Source organism: Chitinophaga nivalis (assembly GCF_025989125.1).
Taxonomy (GTDB): domain Bacteria; phylum Bacteroidota; class Bacteroidia; order Chitinophagales; family Chitinophagaceae; genus Chitinophaga; species Chitinophaga nivalis.
Genome location: NZ_JAPDNR010000001.1, coordinates 3,467,355 through 3,492,552 on the forward strand (window position 1 = coordinate 3,467,355; position 25,198 = coordinate 3,492,552).

Annotated in this window: 11 protein-coding genes; all 11 read left to right on the plus strand. The window is 48.6% G+C overall.

Annotation, left to right across the window (positions count from 1 at the left end):
- Positions 1-13 precede the first annotated feature (13 nt).
- Genes OL444_RS14040 through OL444_RS14090 form a run of 11 tightly spaced genes read left to right on the plus strand, consistent with a single transcriptional unit; the run spans position 14 to position 25,193 of the window.
- Positions 14-178: a DUF5908 family protein gene (locus OL444_RS14040; protein ID WP_264732477.1), complete on the plus strand. Its 165-nt coding sequence runs from the start codon at positions 14-16 to the stop codon at positions 176-178.
- Positions 178-879, plus strand: coding sequence for a CIS tube protein (locus OL444_RS14045; RefSeq protein WP_264732475.1), 702 nt, complete (start codon positions 178-180; stop codon positions 877-879). Before OL444_RS14040 ends, OL444_RS14045 begins: the two co-directional genes overlap by 1 nt.
- 12 nt (positions 880-891) lie before the next feature.
- Positions 892-2,679, plus strand: coding sequence for a type VI secretion system tip protein VgrG (vgrG, locus tag OL444_RS14050; RefSeq protein ID WP_264732473.1), 1,788 nt, complete (start codon positions 892-894; stop codon positions 2,677-2,679).
- Positions 2,680-2,696: 17 nt separating this feature from the next.
- Positions 2,697-2,984 (plus strand): PAAR domain-containing protein, encoded by a 288-nt coding sequence (locus tag OL444_RS14055; RefSeq protein ID WP_264732471.1) that lies wholly within the window; start codon positions 2,697-2,699, stop codon positions 2,982-2,984.
- 25 nt (positions 2,985-3,009) lie between these two features.
- Positions 3,010-3,468, plus strand: coding sequence for a GPW/gp25 family protein (locus OL444_RS14060; RefSeq protein ID WP_264732470.1), 459 nt, complete (start codon positions 3,010-3,012; stop codon positions 3,466-3,468).
- Entirely contained in the window at positions 3,468-7,481 is a 4,014-nt protein-coding gene (locus OL444_RS14065; protein WP_264732469.1) for a baseplate J/gp47 family protein, read from the plus strand. Before OL444_RS14060 ends, OL444_RS14065 begins: the two co-directional genes overlap by 1 nt.
- Before the next feature lie 20 nt (positions 7,482-7,501).
- On the plus strand, positions 7,502-9,208 hold the full coding sequence (locus OL444_RS14070) for a tail fiber domain-containing protein (RefSeq protein WP_264732467.1): 1,707 nt from the start codon (positions 7,502-7,504) through the stop codon (positions 9,206-9,208).
- 60 nt (positions 9,209-9,268) lie between these two features.
- The gene (locus OL444_RS14075) at positions 9,269-16,135 is read left to right on the plus strand and encodes a baseplate wedge protein (RefSeq protein WP_264732465.1); all 6,867 of its coding nucleotides are present in this window, start codon (positions 9,269-9,271) and stop codon (positions 16,133-16,135) included.
- Between the two features lie 25 nt (positions 16,136-16,160).
- Positions 16,161-19,277, plus strand: a complete 3,117-nt coding sequence (locus tag OL444_RS14080) for a hypothetical protein (RefSeq protein WP_264732463.1) — start codon at positions 16,161-16,163, stop codon at positions 19,275-19,277.
- Positions 19,274-21,214 carry a contractile injection system tape measure protein gene (locus OL444_RS14085; protein ID WP_264732461.1) on the plus strand — a complete coding sequence of 647 codons (1,941 nt, stop codon included), beginning with the start codon at positions 19,274-19,276 and terminating at the stop codon, positions 21,212-21,214. Before OL444_RS14080 ends, OL444_RS14085 begins: the two co-directional genes overlap by 4 nt.
- Before the next feature lie 4 nt (positions 21,215-21,218).
- Positions 21,219-25,193 carry an eCIS core domain-containing protein gene (locus OL444_RS14090; RefSeq protein WP_264732458.1) on the plus strand — a complete coding sequence of 1,325 codons (3,975 nt, stop codon included), beginning with the start codon at positions 21,219-21,221 and terminating at the stop codon, positions 25,191-25,193.
- Positions 25,194-25,198: the final 5 nt, after the last annotated feature.

Here is a 25,198-nt window from a genome sequence, read left to right on the forward strand (position 1 = left end):
AAAAACCATACCCATGCCCGTAGAAATAAGAGAACTGGTGATCCGAATGACGGTAGATGATGCCGCCGGAAAAGGAAATACCGGTGCCGGCGAAAGCCAGGATAATACCCCGGAAGCCATTATTAAAACCTGCGTGGAAAAAGTAATGGAAATCCTGAAAGATCAAAGAGAACGCTGATGGCAAAGAGTAAAGAAACGGCGAACGTAGAGAAAATCGTGATCCGGCCCTTTCTGAATCAAAAACAGGATAAACCTGCCGGAAAAGATTTCGTTATCCCCATTAACCCCGAAAGTTATGCCCAGGCCTTCAAGGTGGAAGCAAAACAAAAGGCTACTGGTGGTAACCAGGGCAGCGCCCCCGAATACAAATTCACCAATCCGGAACAGCTGAAACTGGATTTTACCCTGGACAATACCGGTACCATAGAAGGTAATATACTGGATGGTACCCCCGTAAATGAACAGGTAACCCAGCTCCTGGAAACGGTGTACAAGATGAAAGGAGAGGCGCATAAACCGCCCATACTGAAAATCAAATGGGGCCTGTATACCTTCGATTGTATCCTGGCTAACCTGGACATCAGCTATGTGCTTTTTAAGCCCAATGGCGAGCCTTTGAGGGCAAAGGTCAGCGCCACCTTCACCCAGTACGTGGAGCCGGTAAAAAGGGTCGCAAAAGAGGATAAACGTTCTCCCGATCTTACCCGCAGTATCCGGATAGCAGACGGTGATACATTACCACTGCTTTGCTACCGGAACTATGGCGATCCGGCCCTCTATACGCAGGTAGCTTACTTTAATCAGCTGACCAGTGTAAGAAACCTGCACACCGATGATGAACTGATTTTCCCGCCGTTGAGAAATACGGGCGAACAATAAAACTCCCTGCATATGCCGGATATAACCTCCTCCAAAGATGAACGGATCATTCCCACACCAGGTGTATACGATTATACACAGGTGCAGGTCCTGATCAATGGCAACAAGCTGGATAATCCGGCTTATAACCTGCGCACCATTACCGTTGTCAGGGAAATGAATATGATTCCGTTTGCCCGGATTACCGTACTCGATGGAGATGTGGCAGACGAAAAGTTTGCGGTAAGTGAAGCAGCCGATTTTATTCCCGGCAACAAGATAGAAGTGAAAGTAGGCAGGGATGGTCAGGAGGCCAGCGTATTTAAAGGCGTAATCGTGAAACATGGCATCAAAGCCGGTGAAAACGGAGAAGCCTGCCTGCAGATCGACTGCCGCGATGAATGTGTAAAGCTGACATTGGGCAGGAAGAACAGGTACTTCACCAACGTTACCGACACGGATGCGCTGAAAACAGTACTCGGCGCCATCGCCGGTAAACTGGAAGCGACCGCGGTGAAACATAAGGAACTCGTACAGTATTACTGCACGGACTGGGATTTTGCCATGAGCCGCGCAGAAATGAATGGCTGCCTGTTGCTGGCGGATGCAGGAAAGGTTAACATGATCAAACCCGCACTGGCCGGATCTCCTGCACTCACCCTCGTGTACGGCGCTACCATCGATGAGTTTGAAGCAGAGATAGATGCCCGTACACAATGGCAGGAAGTAAATGCCAGTGCCTGGAGTTATAAAGACCAGGCCCTGAAAGAAGCCAGCACCAGCAGCTCCTCATTCAAAGAAGCCGGCAATTTAAAAGGCAGCACCCTGGCAGGTATTGTATCGCCGGCGAAGCTGGAACTACGTCACAGCGGTCAGGTAAGTGAACCGGAATTGAAAGCATGGACCGACGCCTTCCTCCTGAAAAGCCGGATGGCGAAAATCAGAGGCCGTGCTAAAATAAAAGGTTCCCCCGCTACCAAACCCGGTGATACCATTGAGCTGAAAGGCCTCGGGAAACGATTCAACGGCCTGGTATATGTCAGCGGGGTACGGCACGAATACCACGATGGTATCTGGACCACCCACCTGCAGTTTGGCATCTCTCCGGAATGGTTTCACCATAAACCGGAGGTGATGGAAACCCCGGCCGCCGGTCTGTTGCCCGCTGTCAGCGGATTACAGATAGGCATCGTTGTACAGCTGGAAAATGATCCCGACGGAGAAGACCGCATCCTCGTAAAAATGCCGTTGGTAGACAACCGCGAAAAAGGTACCTGGGCCAGAGTGGCATCACTCGATGCCGGTAAGGAACGGGGCTATTTTTTCCGCCCGGAACTGAATGATGAAGTGATTGTTGGTTTCGTAAATGGCGACCCCCGTTTTGCTGTGGTGCTGGGCATGTTGCACAGCAGTGCCAAACCGGCACCGGTACAGGCAAAAGATACCAATCATATCAAAGGCCTGGTTACCCGCAGCAAGATGAAGACCATGTTTGATGATGAAAATAAGGTAATGCGCATGGAAACACCCGCGGGCAATTCCATTGAGCTGAGTGAAAAAGATAAGGCCATTACCATTACAGATCAGCACAACAACATGATCAAAATGGAAGCCGGTGGCATCACCATCAAAAGCGCCAAAGATATCACGATGGAAGCCAGTGGTTTGTTCTCCCTGAAAGCCAAAACAGACGTAACACTGGAAGGAATGACCATCGCCGGAAAATCCAATACTTCAATAGAGCTGAGTGCGCAGTCTACGGCGAAGTTTACCGCATCTGCCATGATGGAAATGAAGGGCGGTATTGTTAAAATTAACTGATCATAAAAACGTTTTATATGCCTTTTGCAGCACGATTGACCGACTTCCATCTCTGCCCGATGGTGACCGCACTGGTCCCTCATGTGGGCGGCCAGTTGCTGGGACCTGGCGTACCTACGGTGTTGATCGGAGGAGCCCCCGCCGGCGTAAAGGGAGACCTGCTCATGTGTGTAGGCCCGCCGGATACGGTGGTAGGTGGTTCTGTCACGGTATTGATTGGTGGAAAACCTGCCGCCAGAATGGGCGATAGTACCGCTCACGGTGGCGTGATCGTAGCAGGTTGTCCCACAGTGCTGATTGGTTGATAAAACCCTCTTAAAACAAACGCATATGGCAGACGCTAATGATTTCCTGGGCAGCGGCTGGGGATTCCCGCCCACCTTCCGGAAAGAAAATGAGGATGAAGACTGTTACCCTGTACTGGCAGCAGGAAGAGAGGATATCAACCAAAGCTTGTACATCCTCCTGTCTACCAGCCTCGGAGAACGGGTGATGCAACCACAGTACGGCTGTAATCTATCCGACTACCAGTTTGAATCCATGAGTAACACCCTGGTAGGGTTTATCATCGATCTCGTAGAAAATGCGATCCTGTATTATGAAGCCCGGATACTGGTAGATAGTATTACCGTAACCGAACCGGATTCCTGGGATGCGATACAAGGTTATTTACGTATCAACATTGACTATACCGTCAGAACCACCAACTCCCGCTACAACTATGTATATGATTTCTATATCCGGGAAGGAAATACAGATGGTGTAAACGCAATGACAGCCACAAAATAATGAGTGCTACAGATAAAATATCGAACAACCTGGTCCGGGATGGCATCAGCCAGGCGCAACGGAAAATGGCTGCGCTGAATGCGGACAACCTGCCCATAGATGGCCGCAGTACCGCAGCACTGCTGGGATTCCTGTTCCGTTATGCAAAATATGTATTGTATTACGACGACCGTCAGCCGGACCAGCAGGACAATCAACTTTTAATGGCGCAGGGAGACTGGCAGGATTTCTTCCGTAATAACCCGCCTTTCCAATATGCCATTGTACAGCAGTTTGATACAGGTAGTTTTAACACCAGTTACCGGCAGGCCCTGGCCGATTTATTGCAACAGCAACCCGAAGATCAGTTCTGGTCACTGTTTTACCGTATCCTCGATATGGTGCTGCAACTAAATACGTGGCACACCCAACTGGATGATGGTACCGGCTTGAAGGGCATGCTGGATACACTGGTGAAATCCGATTTCAGCAAAGCGCTGTATCGCCTCCTCGCCATGGCCAATACGTTCGGCGACCGCCCGGATGAAGTAGCCGCGAGTATCGCTATCCTGATAAAGAACAAGGCATGGGGCCTCACCATGGATAACCTGATGGCACAGGATGTATACCTGCTGAAACTGGCTGATTATCCCCGTCGTCAACGCGTGAAAATGCTGGCGCAACTGGAAGAACTCTTTGTGATTTTCTTTAAGGGGATGCAACAGGTACAGGCATTTGCCCTGCGTGATTTTGAAACCGTATTGAAAGGAGCACAGAAACACCAACCCCACCTGGGATTGTTATATGCTTTCCTGCTGCTGTTTTCACAGGTGAAAACACAATTGAATACCCTCGCCCGCCAGCACCTGAATTTCTTTTATAAAGAAGTACTGCAGCTGAAACTGCTGCCGTTAATACCAGATCACGTACACCTGGTATCCGAACTGGCACGGCAATTACCGGACTACCTGCTGGCAGCAGATACCGGCCTGAAGGCAGGTAAAGATGCCCTGGGTAAAACCGTTACTTTCCAGGTAGAAAAAGATGTGGTCCTCAACAAAGCCAAAGTTAACCAGTTACGTACCCTGTTCAAAGATCCGCAGGCCAACCTGTTTGCCGCCCCGGTGGCCAACAGTGCCGACGGACAGGGCGAAGCATTCCGGAATCCCGCTTTTAACAGCTGGCCGGTATTGGGTACCGGCGCCTATGCCAGCAAAAATAATCCGTTACAAACGGCCGTACATTTTCCCTTTGCGGCTACTGGTCTGATCTTATCATCACCGGTGTTGCTGCTGAAAGAAGGGACCCGGGAAGTAACCCTCACCCTGGAGCTGGAAGGCTTGGCTGCCGGTAATGCCAGCCTGGGACTGGCCGCCGTGTTGAATAGCCCCTGGCACCGGGTGAATGAAGGCATACTGGCCGATTTTGAAAAAGCAGGTATCGATAAATTAACGGTGGCGGCTATACGTAAACATCTGGCGGGAGCGGGTGTCAAAGAAAAATGGTTCCCGGAAAATGAATTCATCTCCCTCATAGGAGGTAACGATACCACCGCATTGAAACCGGCATTTGTAATAGCCTATGTGGCATTGCTGCAACTGTCGGTGACAACGGAGAAAGGATGGTATCCGCTGTACAAGCCCCAGTTTACCATTGCCGGTAATCAGCTGAAAGTAGTATGCACGCTGGCAGCAGACGCCCCGGCGATCGTACCGGCGCCGGCAGACGTGTTGCAGGTTACCTATCCGGTAACCGATCCGTTGCTGCGTATCACCTTTAATCATCAGCTGCACTTCGAAACCGTATTAAAAGAGAAGGGCGTGTATGATATACTGAGTCAACTGGTCATTACCCAACCAGCGATACAGGTAGCTGTGAAAAATGTCAAACAATTGTTGCTGAGTAATGAGGAAGGTGGCTTGGATGCCAATAAAAAATTCCTGCCTTTCACCGCCATCCCTACTGTAGGCAGTAGTTTTATCATAGGCAGCGATGAGGTGTTCAGAAAAAGACTCACCGATCTGAAAATTAATGTGGAATGGGATGGCCTGCCGGCGGATTTTAAACAACATTATAAGTTGTATGATGCGAGTGTTACTAATGAGAGTTTTAAGGCAACCCTGCAACAATTGAATAATGGAAAATGGGTACCCTTTGTCCCGGAGAATAATCAGTCATTATTCCGTTGGGATGGTAGCAATACACTATATAACACACAGACGTGGAATCTGCAGCCGGTAGCCGGAAATATCGCACGTCTGTTGCAATCTGCTCCGCTGGCGCCTTACAGCAATGCGTCCTTATATGGTTTCCTGAAACTCAACCTGCAAAAAGATTTCTATCACGATGAATATGCACAGGTGCTGGCAGCACAGGTGCTACAAATCGGCTCAGTAAATTTCCTTGATGGGTTAAAAGATAAGTTAGGACGATCAGGTAATGAGGGGTTAAGGAAAGCCGCAGAAGAGACAGTTGGTAGAGCATTGGTGACAAATAATTGGGCATGGACCGTCAATAAGGGTAGCTCTGATCAACAGTTTGATGATCTGAGAACCAGCGCTAGTGATACAGTAGGTAAAACGTATAGCGTCAGAACGAATGTGAACAGTCTGTCAGACTACGTTAATGGTAGTTTACCCGATGGTGGAGTATTGCCGCCACAGCCTTATACGCCTACCATCAAATCTGTGATGATAGATTATGTGGCCGCCACCACGACAGGAGATATCACGCTGTTACATAAATATCCCTATGAAGAAAGTAATTATAAGTTGTTGCCCGCTGGTGAACGAACCACTTTCATGCCGGTATTCACGCAGGAAGGAAACTTGTATATAGGCCTGCAGGATGCTGTACCGGGTACAAATATCAACTTACTGTTTCAGTTATCTGAATTTACCGCTAACCCCGATGTCCCTAAAGCCACCGTCACCTGGGATTACCTGGTTGGTAATGAGTGGCATCCGTTGCTGAATAATTCACAGATCCTCAGTGATGCCACACAGCAATTGCTGGTATCAGGTATTGTAACACTGGCATTACCCTGGGAGGCAGATAAAACACATACGATACTGCCTGCCGGTTATCACTGGCTGCGGGTAAGCGCTGCAGCCAATACAGCGGCGGTGTGTGAAGCCGTGGATGTAGTAGCACAGGCTGCCATCGCCGTTTTTCATAATGAAGATAATGATGGCAACCGCGTTGTACCGGGATTACCACCCAATACCATCAGCGGACTGGTGATACCAGATGCCATGATCAATAAAATTTCGCAGCCCTGGCCTTCTTTTGGTGGCAGAAGACCCGAAGTGGAAGAGGACTTCTACATACGCATCAGTGAACGCTTGCGGCATAAAGGAAGAGCCATCAATGTATTCGACTATGAACGGATCGTATTGCAGGCTTTTCCGGCGATCTACAAAATAAAATGTATTCCGCATTCCAAAATGTGCCGGGATCAGACCGGGAAAATTACCTGGCTGTTGTCACCGGGATGGGTCACCCTGGCAGCCATTCCCCGGATTAGTGACTACCCGGCCGATGAAAAATTTACCCCGAAAGTAAGTCGCATTACCTTGGAAAAAGTAGCGGCTTACCTGCAGGAACGTACGACCGTTTTTGCCAATGTACAGGTGATTAATCCCGAATACCAGGCCATCAATTTCAGCGGTAATATCCGGTTTACGGAAGGAGTGGATGTGGTATACTATCAGGCCCGCCTGATCAGGGCCGTACAGGAATATATGTCGCCGTGGATCAACTCCGGCTCACAGGATATTGTATTTGGAGGTACCCTCATGATGTCGTCTGTACTGCAATTCATCGAACAGCTGAGTTACGTGGACTTTGTAACCGACTTCACCATGTACGTCATTACGGATGGGGTGAACGGACCGCCATTGAAAGCGATTACAGCAGATACTCCCTGGTCGGTACTGATTGCAGGAAAACAAACCTATACCCCGATTACAGCCTGTCCGGGTACCCGCCGGCAACCCGTATTTAAAATTAAAGCAGACAATCATTCATTCTAAAAAAACTAAAAGATATTCCCATGTCTATAACAACAAGAGACGCGCTGAAAGGCCGGTTTAAATCAGGAGCCATACCCACCCCACAGGATTTTATCAATCTGATTGATTCTGCCCTCGTAAGAAGGGATGATGCCTTCTTCGGTAAATGGCAAAGCGGCACCTGTTATTATGAAGGTGATGTGGTGTTGTATAATAATGCCCTGTATAGTTGTGTCCCCGATCAGCAACACCCCTGTGGCTGTGAAGGCGAGAGCAGTACCGCTGGAAAAGGAACTGACCCGGGTGGTCCGGTCGGACATTGTTCTGTGGATAATCCCGAAAAAGATAAGGATAACTGGATCATGCTGGATATTGATGCCACAGATGAGGATTGGGAAATTATCCGGGATGCGGCAGAGGTACCGGTGATCATGTATGCCAAAGTATTCGGCAAAATAGGAATGGGTACACAGGATCCCGCGGCACGGGTACATATTCAGGATGATAACTTAAATGCGGGTTTCTTATTCAGCCCGGATGGGGCCAATGACCCTGAGTTTGTAATCGAGCGCAATGGAGAAGGACAGCGCCGCGATTTTTCTCAAACTGTAACAAACAGTAAAGTCCGGTTTACCACCAATACGGAAGGATTTCTTTTCAATGCACAGTTTGATCCTACGCGTCAGGAAAATGAAAAGGATAAGGGAGAGAGTGTGCGGAGCAGACAGGTATTTATTACCACCCCTTATTCAGGACCAGCGATCGGTATAGGTACAACCCTGCCTCAGGCAGCATTGGATATACAAACCCGGAGCGGCTCTCATCTGGCACTGAATCCCGTAGGAGCAGTAACACCGCAGGCAGTATGGCTATACAAAGGTGAAGATAGCCCCGTAACAGGACTGGTGACAGAACTGGACAGCGAGGCGGTTAAATTCACCACCAATGCACCGGAAGGATTTTATTTCCGTAAGTTATTGGATAACGCCAAAAACTACCTGAAAAAAGCAGATACCGCTAATGGTGTAACGCTGGTAGCCATCAAACCCGAAGGCCGCGTAGGTATCGGTACCGAGTCACCGGTGACCGATGTGGAAATCACCCGAACCGGTGGCGCCGGCGCTTTTCAGATGTGCCTGGATAATACCAACCCTGCTTTCTCCATTATCAATAACCGGCCGAATGCGGAAGACCTGAGAAATTATCTCACACTGGGAGCCGATAACGATACCAGTATTTTTATAACAGATGCCAGTAAAGGATTTGTATTCAGAAGAGGGAAGGAATATGGTAATGGCAACGAGCGGGAAGTAAATCAGGGCGATGACCTGATCACGATTACAGCAGCAGGTAAAACTACCATCGGCGGCCTGTCCGACAAAGGATATGACCTGCAGGTAAAAGGAAAGATGCGCGCATTCGGTTTATACCTGGATACGGATGTGAAGAAGATCAAAGAACACGCCACCCTGGATAGTGTGCTCGATAAAGTGAAAAATCTCAACCCGGTATCTTTCACCTTCAACAAAAAAGCAAATGTCCCGGAAGGAGAAAAACAGATAGGTTTCCTGCCACATCAGGTACAGGAATATTTTCCGGAACTGGTCAATACAGATGAAGATGGCACCAAAACACTGGCATATGCTAATCTGGTAGCGGTTCTTACCAAAGCTATCCAGGAGCAGCAGGTGCAGATCTCCACACTGGAAAGCAGACTGGCTCAGCTGGAAGGTAGTAAGGACGCCTGATACAGGAATCATCTGCATCATCCGTGATGCATCATACCTCTTACCTAGCACCATTTCAACATGCCTGAACTTAAGTTTATAACGACAGATAAAAATAGTGGCTTCCCGGAATACCTGGATTTTGCCACCTTGCGTAAAGCAGGGATTCAGCATATCGCTGATTTTTCAGGCAAAATATGGACGGACCATAACCTGCACGACCCGGGCATCACGATGCTGGAAGCGCTTTGTTATGTGCTGACCGACCTGGATTACCGTACCCGGCTGGATTTCAAAGATCTGGTAGCAGCACCGGCCACTGAGGAGGATACCGGAGAGAACTTTTTTACCGCTGCGCAGATACTGGGAAATAATCCACTCACGATAACGGATATACGTAAAATACTCATAGATATAAAAGGTGTCCGGAACGCCTGGCTGGAACTGCCGCAGAAAGGAGAATATACCCTCTCCTGGAATTGTGAAGCCGGTAAATTACAAAACCTCCCGCCGACAGGTACACACGATACCCCGGTTCCCCTGAAAGGACTATACAAAGTTTGCATAGAACCAGACGATGTATACGCCGCTGCCTATGAAAAAGATGCCTGTGGCAATGATGTATTTCCCATCGATAAAATACTCACCACTATAAAGGAACGACTGCATCAGCATCGTAACCTGTGTGAAGATTTTGCAGAAATAAAGGTATTGCCGAAAGAACTGATCTCTTTATGTCTGCATGTGGAACTCAAAGCCAACTTTGATCCGGAAGATGTATTGGTAAATATCTATAGTAAAATACAGGACTACTTTTCACCGGCGCCGGCCTTTTATACCCTGCAGGAATTGTTGGAGAAAGGTCGTACCATGGAAGAAATCTTTGAAGGCAGACCCTATGATTTCAAAGGTAATAAAGCCCTGCAACAGAATGGGTTTATCGATACCAAAGAACTGGAAAACCTGCAACGCATTACAGAGATCCACGCCTCAGACCTGTATCGTATTATCATGACCGTAGACGGTGTGGCCGGTATTACCCGGTTGCTGATGAAAGATGCAGATGAAGATAGTTTTGAGCAGATAGATATCAATGATGTACCCATCCCCAACGATGGAGAAGAGTGGTGCCTGAAACTGAAAGATTTCCATCGCCCGGTATTGTCCCCGGAACTATCCAACGTCATCTTCTATCGGAATAATGTGCCTTTTACGGCCGATTTGCAAAAAGTAAAACAGCGGTATGTAAAAGCGATTTCAGATTATAATAAATCTCCCAAATCGAATACCGCCCTGGATACCGTTATTCCGGAAGGCCGACAGCTCAACCTGGCACAGTACAACTCTGTACAGTATGAATTTCCACAGGTATACCTGGTAGGTAAAAATGAAGTACCTACGAAGGCAACAGCCGCCAGAAAAGCGCAGTCGCTGCAGTTACAGGCCTACCTGCTGTTTTACGACCGGTTGCTGGCAGACTATTTTGCCCAGCTGGCCAATATCCGCAAACTGTTTTCGCTGGGCAAAATAACGCCCGCCACACAGCAAACCTATTTCGCGGCGGATATCAGCCATGTGCCCCAACTACCGGCCTTACTCCGCTATGAAAAAAAACTGCCGGTTACCACAGCAGGTAATGTAGCGCCCGGCGCCCGGCTGGCCTATGAACCAGCGCCTGACGGCTCCGGCAGAAAAACATACCCTTCCCTGTTTCAGCGCGATGAAGCGATTCGCCGTATCACGAAAGCCTGTAATAATAATACCGTAAAAAGGATTGTAGAACAGCAGGAAGACAGTGGTAACTGGTACCTGCAGCTGACGGATATGGCAGGTGACCTGTTGCTGGAAGGCGCCATCTATTTTGAATCAGAACAATTGGCCCAGCAGGCGGTGCGGGATATTATATTCCTTGCTGGGCTGGAGGGCAGCTATAGCCGCATCAACAACCGGGAGGAAGACGAATACAGCTTCGATGTGATATATAACAATACCGGCTATACGGAAATGCTGGCAGCCCTGTATGAAACAGCAGAAGAGTACAATGAACGGAAAGAAAAATTCCAGAACCATTTACTCGCCAGATTTGCCGAAGATTTTACGGATTATGCGCTGATGATGTATAACATCAGCGGCAAACAAAATGATCCGGCCCGCAACATTGCCGATAAAGCCGCATTCCTGGCCACCTATCCGGAAACCAGTGCCAACCGCGCCAAAGCATTCGACCATACGCAGCCTGCCGCCGGCTTCCCGGTATGCGGTCTGCAACAGCGGATGGCGGGACTGATGGGTATCCGCCAGGAACCTGCTGCTTCCCTGAATAATTTTGACCTGGTGCAGGCCGTCAGACAAAAAGCATTTGCCTGCAGTTTACCCGGACTCAATACACCGCTGTTCATCAGTACCAGTTTATACGAAGAGACGGAATTTGAGACAGTAACGACGTTGTTCCGGGAAATAGCCGCCGCTAAACATAACTACCGGCCGTATGGCTGTCCTGGTGAAGGCGTCTTTGGCTTCACCGTTCGTTCACCGCAGGATAGTGAAATATGGATCGAAGCAAAGTGCACCATTGAATGTAATCAGGCTGCCGACAGGGATGCCCTGATCGATTGGCTGGTAAAGTTCTTCGAGGACAATGGCCAATACAAACTGATTACCCGATCACAGGAAGGGCATTACTTTTTATTGCCGGATGATAAGGGTAATACTTTGCTGAAAAGCACAGTAGGATATGATACGGATATCGCCGCACTGGATGCCGGTTACGACTGCCTCGATATACTGCAGGACGGACAGGCCTGGGAAATCCGTTATGATGCGACTGCTGCTAATTACAGCATCGTGATATTGGATACCCGGCAACAACCTGTTGTATTACTGGCAAAACATCCCAGAAATTTTAACAGCAAAGCAGACGCTGATAAAGCGTTGATACAGCTGCAACAATATTTCCGGAAGAAATACCTGGTATATACCCGGGAGTATACCACCGTTCACAGCTGGCAAACCCTGGAACAGGAGCTGCCGGCCTGGGTAAGTGCATTCACTTTTAATGATCGCACACAGTTGCCGGTGAACTGGAGCAGTTTTGTAGAACTGGCGGCAGATGCAGCTAATTATAAGTGGAGGAAAGATGCCGAAGAGATATACCACCTGGAAGTAGTACGTACTACTGCAGAACCGGACGCACAGCCATTGGTAATGGCTACGCATGTAGCCGGATATGCTTCCCTGGCAGCGGTACAGGATGCGGTAGCGTACTATGTGGGGTTGTTCAATCGTTTATGGATGACTGTTAGTCGTACACCGGAGGCAGTTACAGCAGCCTGGTATATTTTTCAGGATATCGATGGCTGCGAAGGAGCTGGTGAAACGGTGTTGACCACCCTGCAACCTGTGCCGGATGGTCCGGAAGTAGCGCCTTTTACCCGTAGTATTATCCGCTATGCCGCCGACCCGCAAAACTTATCCGTGAATTACAGCGTGACAGACACCGCCAGCTGCCTGTATGTAGTACAGCTTCGCAGTCCGGAAGGAATATTGCTGGCAGAAAGTCCGGCAGTAGCTACCCGGGAAGAAGCTATCCGGTTGCTGGAGAAAATTCAGCAAAAGGCGGCTGCAGATGAACTCTGGTGCGTCAAAGGAAATACCGCTACGGTATATCGCTTTGTATGGAAGGAGGAGCGCAGTTGCACAGCCTTGTTACAAAGTACCGATGTATGGCATACAGCCGGTGAAGTGGCGCATGCACTCTTGCAGGCACTCTCACATCCGGATGGCCTGCACCTGGAACCGGTTTATAAACAAGGTAACGGATATGGTTATACGGTATATGCCGGAAAGAGGCGCTTTGCCCGGCAGGTAAAATGGTATGAGACCGCTGCAGAAAGGGATGCCATCATTCAGCTGATAAAAGAAGAATGGCGGCTGCTAACAGCTAATATCGTATGGATGACCACTACCACCGAACACTATTATTTTAAAATAAAAGAAGCATCTGGGTGGCTGTTGTTGGAAGAACCACGCTACTACAACAGCTTACACGAAGTACGTACTGCCTTTTACAATACGGTGAAGTTTGGCAAAAAAAGAGAATACTACCAGCTATATGATCAGCATCAATGTACCTATGGTTTTCAAATCGTGGATGATGCGGGTGTAGTGATAGCAGTACATCCCCGGGAGTATGTGACAGAAGAAGAACGGGAGATAGCTATTGTACGTGTCATGCGTTTTCTGCAGGACCACGGGCAGGTAGTCTCCCAGCTGAAAATGCCTGGCGCCTGGCGCTATAGCTGGGAGTGGTTATCCTGTGCATTCAGGCCGGAAACGGCACTGGAAGGGCTGGAAGACCAGCAAGACGACGAGGCCGCGACCGCGGCCCTGAAAGAGCTGTTGGACCTGGCAGCAAAAGGAAAGGATAGCTTTAAAGTAGAAGGAGAGGGGGAAGAATTCAGGATCTTTCTGACAAATGGAGCCGTACGTGTGGCCCTGCATCCCCGGATTTTTTCCACCCGCGGCCAGGCGGAAATAACAACCGACCGGTTGGTTGCCTGGGCAAAATACCAACTGGAAAAAGCTTTCCTGAAAAGAGACATCACGTTCAATGGCCGGCTGCTGACACCTGCAGACGGTACTTCCATCAAATCCATCGGCTATCGCCTGTGGGACCGTACTTTCCGCATGGCGCGCTATTGCCCTTTGTTTGACAAGGAAGATAAAAGAGCCGCTGCCCTGGAGGAAATGCTCCTGCATTATCAGCGTAAAGCACCGGTATATACCCTGATAGAACGAGGAAATGCCGCTATTGTAGAACAGAACAGACAATACTATTATCAGTTGCGTGGTAATCGCCTGGTACTATGGCAAAGCATCGCCGCTTATCCGGATGCCGCAACTGCCATGACGGCTTTTGAAAAAGACGTGTGGGGATTGCTGGAGTTGTCTGCGGATAACACCCATTACAGCGAATGGCAGGAAGGCGCCGGGTATCTGTATCTTCTGGACAAGAAAGGAAATCAGGTAGCGTCGTATAAAGAAGATTTTGAGTCCTATGATCACTATATCGCAGCCATTCGTGCCCGGCTACGGTTTGCGAAAAGCCACGGTATATACCTGCGCAATAACGGCGAATATGCTTTCCGCATCTACAACACCACTGCCGGGCGGTGCGATTGGGACAGTGTGCATACCTATCCCGATCCGGAGCAAGCGATCAAAGCTTTGCGGGAATTTTTACGCCTGCTGCGCTATCGGGGCAACTATTGCCTCGATGAAAAGAATGAGACCGGCCATTATCCCATTACACTGGGGCGGGTATTACTGGACCTGCAACGGGTTACCAAAGAATGTGATAACACCGCTACCCAGGATACAGCAGAACCGGAAGTACCACCACAGGATGAAGCCTGGAACAGATTACAATCATTCCTGGATAGCCTGGAACCAGGTGCTGATATGTTTTTCCCCTATACAGATTACAAAGATGAGTGCCGCTATACCTTCCGGCTGATCGATAAAAATATATACCGGGTAGCCCGCCATGCCAGCTGGTATCAAAGTATGGAGAAAAGAGAAGCAGCACGCCTGCAGTTACTGGCGGATATCGTTTGTAAGAAACGCCTGTATGGCTGGTATGTACAGCCCACAAAACCGGCTACACAGGAATTGCTGGGCGCCTATTTCGAACATCCGGAACGGGTGAATGCAACAGATCTGTGGTGGAGCTTTGCCAAGGAACAGATCTCCTGGAAACAGGTATCTGAAACGCTCTCCGGAAACATTACCCTGTACTACTATCAGCTGATCGGCAAAAATAGTAAAGTGGTGTGGGAAAGTGTAAACCGCTATGCCTCTGCTGCGCTGGCGCAAAAAGAACAACAATACTTCTACGTGTATCTGTTAGAGATGGCCCGTGCTGCTACAGCTTATCATTATGAACCGGTACTGGGTAAAAAAGATACTTACCGGCTGTCGCTGAAAGACATCGATGGAAATATCATCGCGATAGCACCGGAGTGTATCACAGCAGACATCCTGGAAAATGATCAGGCCACAAGAATCTGCAATGCAATCATGTATCCCGTGATGCAAAACGGTGACGGCTATACGTTTGAAATCAATAACGTGATCCAGGAACAGGAAGGTAATAAAAGCACCTATACCTATACCACCATCTGGGATGCCATACAATTGTATGAAACGCCGGATCTGGCTTTTGAAGCATTGAAAGGCGTTTGCGGACAACTGTTACCAGATCTGCAGCAATATGAACGCGGCGATGAAGATGCCTGTGGCCCCTTTGGTATTGTATTAACAGATCCGAATGGTTTGCTGGCAACACACCCATTTTCCTATACAAGTATGAAGGCACGAAAAGCCGCCATGGATCTGGTAGAATCGGCCATCAGTGCAGAAGGTTTCCACTTGCTGGAACATATTCTCCTGCGCCCGGGTGAACAGGGAACGGGTTGTACGACAGGCGAAGAAGGTGTATTACAGACATGTGTAGACGAATGTTTGTGTGATTGCGACAACCAGCCTGCGGATCTCACCAAACAGGAGGACCCTTTATGTAATACCATCTTTAAAGCAGATCCCTATTCGTTCCGCGCTACCGTAGTATTACCCGGCTGGCCGCAACGTTTCCGGTTAGCCCGTTTCCGGCAGTTTTTTGAAGACAATTTACGAAAGGAAGCACCGGCACACATACGACTCAATATTGTGTGGATAGGGGCAAAGCAGATGTCGCAATTTGAAAAAGCCTGGCAACAATGGCTCAGCGCCTTGTCAAGGGACAACAGCTGTGATTACACCGATAGCCTGCAGCAACTGAATAAAATAATATTGGCACTCGAAAACATATATCCGGCTGCTTATCTGTATGATGATGAAGGAGGAGGTGATAGACCCCTGATCATGCTCGATGAGACGATGTTGGGATAATTTCAACTTATAAATTCTACATAAAATGATAGTTAATACTTCTTCTCCTTACCCGTTCTTTTCAAAGGGACAACAGTTGAAAAGCACCAGCCTGACCGGTATCGTTAATTATGCAGAACAGGAGAGTGAGGATACCCGGATATACCTGGAGGGACGCGGTGTTTTTTACGGACTGACACTGGACTGGCAGGAGACCTCAAACACGCTTCGGTTATTACCGGGAACAGCGGTCACCTCAGATGGCTTGTTGTTTGTATTGGATGATGCCCTCACTTTCAGCCGTGCCAAAACGGAAGAGCAATTGCCGCTATCGGGCCAACAGGTAAACATCCGCCGACTGGTCACCGGTAATACGGAAGGAGAACCGCTGGCAACGGTATTGGCGGAAAAAGACTATATCGTGGTATTGGTAAGTACCCGGAAGGATTCGCCTCAGTCGAGCTGTTTATATGGTTACAACAGTAACGAAATTACCCGGGAAGTGCAGGCAGAAGCAGTATTGATAGCGAAAACAGAACTGGATAAATTTGATCGGCAGAAATGGTTTCCGCAAATCACACCTGTGTTGGAAGGCGACGGCCCTGCGGTACATCGTTTCGGTTATCAGAACGAAAATGCTGGTATTACTTTCGATTCGTTTATTAACTGGAGTACTGTGGCTGACGGTTTTAAACGGGTATGCACCGAAGCAGAAGCCGGTATTGGAGAGGCTTACCGTAAATTATATGCATTGGTGCAACCGTTGTTGTTACCGGATAATACAGACAATCCTTTTGATGGACTGGCAGCTTCCTTGGCAGCTGTACGGCAACAATTGGATAACAATGATAAATGGTTGCCCTGGTGGTACGACTATTGTAAAGAGCTGGTGAGCGCCTATGAAGAATTTGCCAACTCCGACTTCTTTAATACCGTACTGGTAAGTTTTCCCGATAAAAAAGCATTCCCCGGCTACATCGCTTTAGGCCCTGCAAATACAGATAGTCCTGCAGATGGAAGGATAGACATTAACGACTACCGTATGGGATTATTCCACCTGCCTTCTGCTGATGTCAACAGTGCTATAATCGAAACGGCCCGGTTGTTTATTACACGTATGAAACAACTGGTATTACAGTCCAACACAGTATTTAGTGCAACTGTAAAGTTCCCTGATAAGGTACATATCATTCCGGATGAAGGTATTCATTTGCCATTGAGCAGAAGATCTATTCCCTATTACTACGTAAAGACAACGGATTGGCCGCGTTTCTGGAATCCTGCTGTGATGAGACGTGGCAGGGTGCCGGTGATACCAGGTATGGTTGATACGGTAGATAATAAATTGATGTGGAATGACATCAACGCCTATACGTTTTTTCGGATACAGGGACATCATGGTGTGGCAGCGATGAAGATAGAGGAAGATATTGCGGCAGAGCGGAAGAAGTATCATCTCCCTTTTGATATAAAAATTGTCTACCTGGGAACACCGGAGTCTATGCAGGAACTTATTAAGGATAAGTCTGCTCACTTTACAGATCTGGGTGTGATGCTGGAAGATATTGTGTATGATTTGCGTGCTGGCTGGAATTGTGCGAATACCTGGGAAGATAAAATATTCCCGGGTGGATTTAACAGAGCACAAATAGGACAGATGTTTGAAAACCTGGCCAGCTATATTTCAGGGCAGGGAGTAGGTTGGGAAAAAAAGCTGTGTGATCAACTCTGTGATGAGAAAAAGCGCCCAAGTTGTATCAACTTTATGAGTGGCCTCAATGCCGTAAGTGAAGAATACGTACGCCGCAAAAGCGAATTGCTGAATAACCTGCTCTTTACCCATTTCGCCAAAAAACATCCGGGACTGGAACACACCGGAGGCGTGCCCAAAGGAGGCACCCTGGTATTGGTGTGCGACCAGAACATCAAGGATACGGTAGCCTCTTCCGAAATGATGGATATCGTAAAGTTGGTAGCCAGCCAGGATGACCAGGAACGGGCAACAGGACAAGAAAAAGCAGCAGCGTTGCTGGATTATAAAGTAGTAGCTGATTTCTGTTTGCCTTATACCTGCTGCTCGAAAGTACCGGCCATACAGGTTGTCTTTGAACAGTTGGTACCACAGGCCTATTTTAAGATGGAGGCGATACGTATCAGTGAGCCATCAGATGCTAAAGCAGGTACTTCCTATCAACTGGAATTGGATAACCAATCGCTGTATGCAACTGCTTTCCACTGGGAATTGTATGATTACAACGGTGTGTTGCTGGAGGAGAAAGATACGACATTGGTCAGCGAGCAAGTGACCTTCCCTATATCATTGAGCCAGGGTGTAACTTATAAAGTCAAACTGACTGCCTCCAAAGAATCCCTTAACAGTACCTACGAGCAAACAATCGACATCTGCCCACAGGGGATAGGACATATGCTGACCAGTAGCGGTGAAGATACTGCCGAATGGAAATGGAAGGAGGGGGACCTGGAATTACCACTGGAACGCTTGGTATTAGGCGGTGTATTCCATCTGTATAAAGAAACAACCGCAGGTATAACTAAAATACCGGCGGATCAATACCATATTTCCTGGGACGAAGGACTGTTAACCGGTAAGCTACAGGTGAAAAAGCCGGAGATCGGCAATTACAACCTGGAATATTCCTTCCCGGATATTACCGACTGTACAGCTAAAGCAACATTAACTGTGACTGTCGTAGTAGATACCGCCATCATGGACACCCGTATAAAGCGTTATCGTGATGTAGTAAAAGAGGCTGCTGGTTCGAGCACCGAACCTTGGTTTGTTGAAACAAAAAAATTCCTGGATAAAAAAGGCTCAGATACGGTGTTGACTACTGATTATACTACCTTACTAAAAGTACTGACGCCAACAACACCTCCCAAAAAACAAAAGGCCGCCGCGGCAACATCTCCATTAGAGTTGCTCTTGTACAATGCCACAGCCTATTATATAGACCAGTTGCTGACGAGCGTACCTGGAGAGATATTTCCTGCTGCGAAAAAACCATTGGCAGATGCTGCTGTCATGATGAAGGGCTATGATAAGGATTTGGTGAAATGGAATGCAGTATGGACCACTGTAGAAATTACCCGGCCGGATAATGAAGCAACCATTGCTGCTTACAACGACATATTCAAACCATGATACAACAACATGTCATAGGAAAACTGATCGTGGAACTCCAGCTGCCTTCGAGAGAAGAGGCGCCTGCCTGGTATGCCCGTATTGCGGCGATGTGCCGGCATGAACTGCTACCATTGCTGGCCGGCCTTTTTGATGATTGGGCCGATGAAGACGTCCTGTTGCAGATAGACCAGCTGGAAATAAACCTGGATACCTGCACCCTGGAAATCCTGCATGACATACCGGATACGGTGATTACGTATATGCATCAACATTACCCGATAGCAGAGCAGCCGCTATGGACCGAAAAAGGAGTATCCCGCCTGCCGCTGGCCCAAAGCTATTTCAACAGCTGGTTATACTTCCTGGAACAGGGTACCTTGCCGCATACCAGTGCCAGGTGGTCGCCGCAGGAATGGGAGTCCGGTGACTGGGAATCCGGAGTACTGGAAACGCTGGCTACCGACAGTAAAGCGCTGGAGAAATGCCGGGAGGTGCTGACACAGCATCCGGTGGCCATCAAACGATTGCTGCGGCAGTTTTCATCCGTCTTTCAGCAGCAGTGGATGCGGGCCTGCGATGCAGGCGCCTTCCAGTTTGCCGACACGCTGGGCGATGAGCTGGAACGTTGTTGTTTCCATCCTACCGTACAGCAGATACTGTCGCAGCAATGGTCAGGATTGTATACCATTTTACCGGAACGCACAGCTTTCCGGCTGCAACTGAAAGAATGGCTGATCCGGGAAGTGATTTTGGTGAAACCAAATATCCGGCCGGCAGATTTACTGGATAAAATGATCCGCCTGTTTTTTACAGCGCCACTGGTGGTACGTTTGTTATACGTTTTTCAACAACTGCCGGAAACGCTGGCGATCAAAACAGGTAGTGTATTTCATCAGTCCCTGAAAACACTGACCGGCTATTATGCCACTGGTATTGCGGCACTGCGCAGTCACAGCGAAAGATTATTACCTCCGGCGGCTGTACGCGATGCGGCAGCAGAACAGCTGTCCAACAATACCGCAACATCCTCGTCGCCGGATCATCAACCGGATCATAAAGAGGATCATCAACCGGAAAAACAACAGGAAAAACAACCGGAGAATCAAATACCGCAATCGTCACCGGAGAAAGATAAGGAACGCCGTATACCACCACAGGAAACCTCGTTGTCAACAGATCATCAACTGGAAAAACAGATACCGCAATCGCCACCGGAAAAAGACAAAGAGCTCCGTACGCCGCCCCAGGAAATACCCCAACAAACGGCTGGTAATATTCCACCTATATCGGAAACGGTTAAACGACATTCACCGGACACGACTGCTGCAGAAGATCAGCCGGCAAGTACACCGACTGCTGCTACGTCATCACCGGCAGCCGCGCAGCCGGCCGCAGGGGCTAAAGACAACACGTCGGAACCTCCTGTTGAGGAAGCGCCGCTACCGGCTGATGGTACGGTCTTGTACGTGGAGCAGGCGGGGCTGATCCTATTACATCCCTATATCGGTATTTTATTCGATTCGCTGGGTCTTAAAACCGGCGCACACTTTACAGATGAAGCAGCCAGAGAGAAAGCAGTACACCTGTTGGGATACCTGGCTGCCGGTGATATGGAATTGCCGGAATATGAACTGGTACTCCCCAAAATATTGTGTGGGATACCGCCTTCACAGCCGGTTAGCCGGTTTGTGACCTTGTCTGCGGAAGAAAAAGCAGGCGCAGAAGAACTGCTGGAAGCAGTGATTACCAACTGGAACGCACTGGGGAACACTTCTCCGGATGGTTTACGGGCTAACTTCCTGTTGCGGGAAGGAAAGCTGGAATGGACAAATGAAGAATGGCACTTACGCGTATCGCAACAATCCTACGATATTTTATTGGATCGTTTGCCATGGGGCTTTGGTGTAGTTGCATTGTCGTGGACACCCTGGCTGATCAAAACTGTATGGGTATAATATCATGATAAAAGCCGCGGATACAAAGAGCACATCCCGGGCGGCCCGACAGCCGCAGCAACAGCAACCGGGAACTACTTTCTTCAATAAAGAAAGTGATCAGGCATATAATGCCGACGCAGGCCCGGAGCCTGCCCCGTTTTTTGTCCAACGGAAATTAACCATTGGCAAGCCGGATGATCATTTTGAGAAACAGGCAGACCAGGTGGCCGATCAGACGGTTCAACGGATGCAATCTCCTGCACCGGTACAGCTGAAAGCATTACCCGGTATTACACCTGTGACAGCACCTGCGCCGGTTACCGCACAAAAGAAGGAAAAAGAAGTGGTGGAGGAAGAAAAATCCGGAGAGGAAGAAAAAATACAACGGAAACCCATATTCGATAGTATGGGCGATCCGCCGGAAGATAAGCTGCAACGGAAAACAAACGATGATACCGCTCCGCCGGCAACAGAAAATAGTAATGCCAACCTCGAGCACCGTCTGAAAAGCAGCAAAGGCGCGGGCTCCTCCCTGCCTCCCGATACCCGCGCTGCTATGGAGTCTTCCATAGGTGCTGACTTCAGCGGTGTGAGAATACATACAGGCAGTGAAGCCACTTCCCTGAGTAATGATCTGCAGGCACAGGCCTTTACCCACGGCAATGATATTTATTTCAATGATGGAAAATACAATACCGGCAGCAGTTCCGGACAACACCTGCTGGCACATGAGTTAACCCATACGGTACAACAGGGCGCGGCTGTACAGAAGCAGGCAACCCCGGAAGTACAGCGGGAGCCGGCTACAGAGCAGGAAACAAAACAACCACCGGCCATTACCCCGGCGCCACAGGAAGAAGTACAAACGAAGCCCGCTACGCCGGCACCAGCTAAACCGGCCGCCAGTGCGCCGCCGGCTGCGGCCATGGGAGAAGTGGTAAACATATCTTCCGGTGCATTCAATCCTTCCGCTACTTTGAAAGAAGCGATCCGCAATGCGAAAAACGAAGGCATGGAGGTAAACGTTACCGCCGGCAATCTGGCAGGAGCGGGCTCCTTCACAGTACGGGAAAAAGATGGCGCCCTGGAAAGTATAAACAATGCCTGGCTGCCGATGAATATGCCTTTCCTGCAGGCCGCTAACCCGGTGCTGGCAGTAAAACTGTCCAATGGGCAAATCAGTGGATTTGCGACCATTGGTAAAAGTAACCTGCCGGATGCTATTCCTAAATGGTTACGCAGCAACGACAAGGCGATCGGCTGGTTAACCGGCATTGATGTGGAAAAAGCAGCAGCACACGTTACCAATACTTTCGAAGCAGGTGCCTTTACCTTTACCCTGAACGGGGCAAAAGTAAAGGTAGGTGGATTTGCAGACGCCACACTGGATATGGGCTTCATTAATATGCAGCCTACGGCGAAAGTAGATGCCGACATCGATATCAAAGGCGTTGTAAAGAGTCAGCTGAATATTACACTGAAAGAAGAAAAATTATCCGGCGAAGGATCGCTGGATGTTAGCTATAAATCTTTCTCCGGCAAGGTGGAAGCGAAGTTCGCGGAAGGCATACTGGATGTAAAAGGATCGGTTGGTTATGAAGGCGATAAGCTGAGCGGTTCCATTACCCTGGTGATGACCGACAAAGCAACGGCCGACCGCTTTGCAACAGACCAGGTAGGCGGCGCCAAAGCAGACGAAGTGGTACCACCGGCAGAGGTACCGCCGGCTACCGGCAAAGGTCCGCGGGCATTGGCTGGTATGGGTACGCTCACCTTCAACATGACGGAATGGTTTGCGGGTACGGTCACCGTGATCGTAGATGGCAAAGGCACCGTAACGGTGGTGGGTAAAATTGCGCCGCCGAAAGAAATTATCCTGTTCCCGCAAAAAGATTACAGCAAGGAACTCTTTAAGCTGGAAGCCCGCGCCACCTATGGTGTGCCGGTCATAGGCAATGTATTTGTATTTGCGAACCTTGCGCTCATTGCCCTGGCGAAAGTAGGACCTGCCAAGATATACAACATAGAAGTAAACGGTACTTACTCCACTAACCCGGATATTGCCAAAAACATTTCTTTGTCCGGTTCCCTGAACATGTCTGCCTATGCTGGTTTGCGGCTGCGGGCAGAAGGAGGGGCTGGTCTGGAATTACTGGGTCACGACGTAAAAGTAGGCGTAGGTGTAAATGCCGACGCCGGCGTAAAAGGATATATTGATGCACGACCTACCATCGGTTACCGCGATCCGGGTGAATTCTTCTTCAAAGGTCATATGGAAATTGCAGCGCAGCCATTCCTGGGCCTCAGCGGCGATCTCTTTGTAGAAGTAGATAGTCCATGGTGGTCGCCATTGCCGGATAAAAAATGGACCTGGCCTATTGGCTCCCTGGAATATCCGTTGCCGGGAGAATTTGGTATCGGCGCCGATATGGAATATGTACTGGGTTCCAAAAAAGTACCGGAAGTATCTTTCAGCGAAGCCAAATTCGATGGTACCAAGTTTATGACAGATCTGGTAGAGGATCATGTACCGAAGAAAGGTGGTGGCGATAAAGGCGAAAAACAAGGTAAATTTGTAGACGGTGGTGCAGCTGCGCCGCCACCGGGAGGCGATAAAGCCCCTGCTGGTGGTAAAGCGCCGGCTGGTGGCACGCCGGGCGGCAAAGCTCCGGGAGGAAAAGCGCCTGGAGGAGGTAAACCGGTTCCGGCACCTGCTGGTAAAGGTGGTGGCAAAGGCAAGGAAAAAGATGATAAGGGAAAAGGCAAGAAGGATGCCGTCCTCAACTTTGGCCAGGCCATGAAAGAACTGCGGGTACTGGAAAGCCATAAACCGATGACGCGGGAAGAAATCAATGCCGCGGTAGAAAATATTAAAAAGAAATACAGCGTTCCTGGTATTACCATTGCACCGAAAGGCAACAACATATGGGTGGTAACCGGTGTGATGGATGGCCGGCCGAACAAGCAGACTGTGAAGGTAAAGGCCCTCATGAAGCCGGGGGATAATAAACCCAAAAGTAAAGAGGAAAAGGCGAAGGAGAAAGATAAGAAAAATCAGTTGGCCAAAGGGTTGAAGGCGATTGATAAAGAAGAAAAAAAGTATCTTACCAATGGAGAGATATTGAAAGACGAAGCGCAGCAGGTAGCTGCAACGGTGAAGGTAGAACACCCGGTATTTAAGTCTATAACGGTGGTTGATGGGAAAGATTCCTGGGATTATGAATATATTCAGGCAAGTCCTAAAACAGGTAAACCTAAAGAAGAAGCAGAAAAGAATGCCTTAGCGCTTGCGCAAGCTCATTTTAAAGGAAAGGTATTTGAAATTGCCGAGTTAAATGATTTTTTAAAAGCGGTAACGGGTTATCAAAAAACAACCATCAGTACATGGACCGGGATTTGGGAGGAAAAGAAGAAGGTATTGTTTTCGTTCTCCTCCATTGCAGATAGAAAAGATTCTTATCGTAAACTAAGCTTTGATAAGAGTTTGTTGGAAGAAGGAAAGCGGGATGTTGATTTTGATAAACGAAGGGCATACGGGTACGATAACTTTGATAAAACCAGTGCAGGTGGGTTGATTGTATTAAGAAAAAGTTTGATAATGGAGAAAGATGAAACAGATCCCAGCAAGTATAAATATGGTTATGCACCCGGGAAAGAGTTTGATATTGCATATTTATCTTCAGCCCAGGCACGGTATGAATGTGCCAGAACAAGAATTGTAAAAGGCGAAAGATTGTTGGTACCTTATGACCGTATTGTACTCGGGCATCATATCAAAATGGGGGCATCCGAACATTGGAACAGATATGGACACAAACAAACAAGAAAGCAGAATCTGGAGTGGAATCGGGATCCTAATAATTTTCATGGTATAGAAGACAAGACCGTGTCTTCCCAGAGTGCCAGCGAATCAGAATCTTATTTGGAACCGTCTAAAGATGAGGGTAGTAAGCCATGGTGGTATGATGTTAATCATAAAGATTACTTTAAAAAATAAAAATA

What these genes read in the sequence shown, in the direction of transcription:
- OL444_RS14040 (WP_264732477.1), top strand. Translation starts at nt 14, where the DNA reads ATGCCCGTAGAAATAAGAGAACTGGTGATCCGAATGACGGTAGATGAT.
- OL444_RS14045 (WP_264732475.1), top strand. Translation starts at nt 178, where the DNA reads ATGGCAAAGAGTAAAGAAACGGCGAACGTAGAGAAAATCGTGATCCGG.
- vgrG (WP_264732473.1), top strand. Translation starts at nt 892, where the DNA reads ATGCCGGATATAACCTCCTCCAAAGATGAACGGATCATTCCCACACCA.
- OL444_RS14055 (WP_264732471.1), top strand. Translation starts at nt 2,697, where the DNA reads ATGCCTTTTGCAGCACGATTGACCGACTTCCATCTCTGCCCGATGGTG.
- OL444_RS14060 (WP_264732470.1), top strand. Translation starts at nt 3,010, where the DNA reads ATGGCAGACGCTAATGATTTCCTGGGCAGCGGCTGGGGATTCCCGCCC.
- OL444_RS14065 (WP_264732469.1), top strand. Translation starts at nt 3,468, where the DNA reads ATGAGTGCTACAGATAAAATATCGAACAACCTGGTCCGGGATGGCATC.
- OL444_RS14070 (WP_264732467.1), top strand. Translation starts at nt 7,502, where the DNA reads ATGTCTATAACAACAAGAGACGCGCTGAAAGGCCGGTTTAAATCAGGA.
- OL444_RS14075 (WP_264732465.1), top strand. Translation starts at nt 9,269, where the DNA reads ATGCCTGAACTTAAGTTTATAACGACAGATAAAAATAGTGGCTTCCCG.
- OL444_RS14080 (WP_264732463.1), top strand. Translation starts at nt 16,161, where the DNA reads ATGATAGTTAATACTTCTTCTCCTTACCCGTTCTTTTCAAAGGGACAA.
- OL444_RS14085 (WP_264732461.1), top strand. Translation starts at nt 19,274, where the DNA reads ATGATACAACAACATGTCATAGGAAAACTGATCGTGGAACTCCAGCTG.
- OL444_RS14090 (WP_264732458.1), top strand. Translation starts at nt 21,219, where the DNA reads ATGATAAAAGCCGCGGATACAAAGAGCACATCCCGGGCGGCCCGACAG.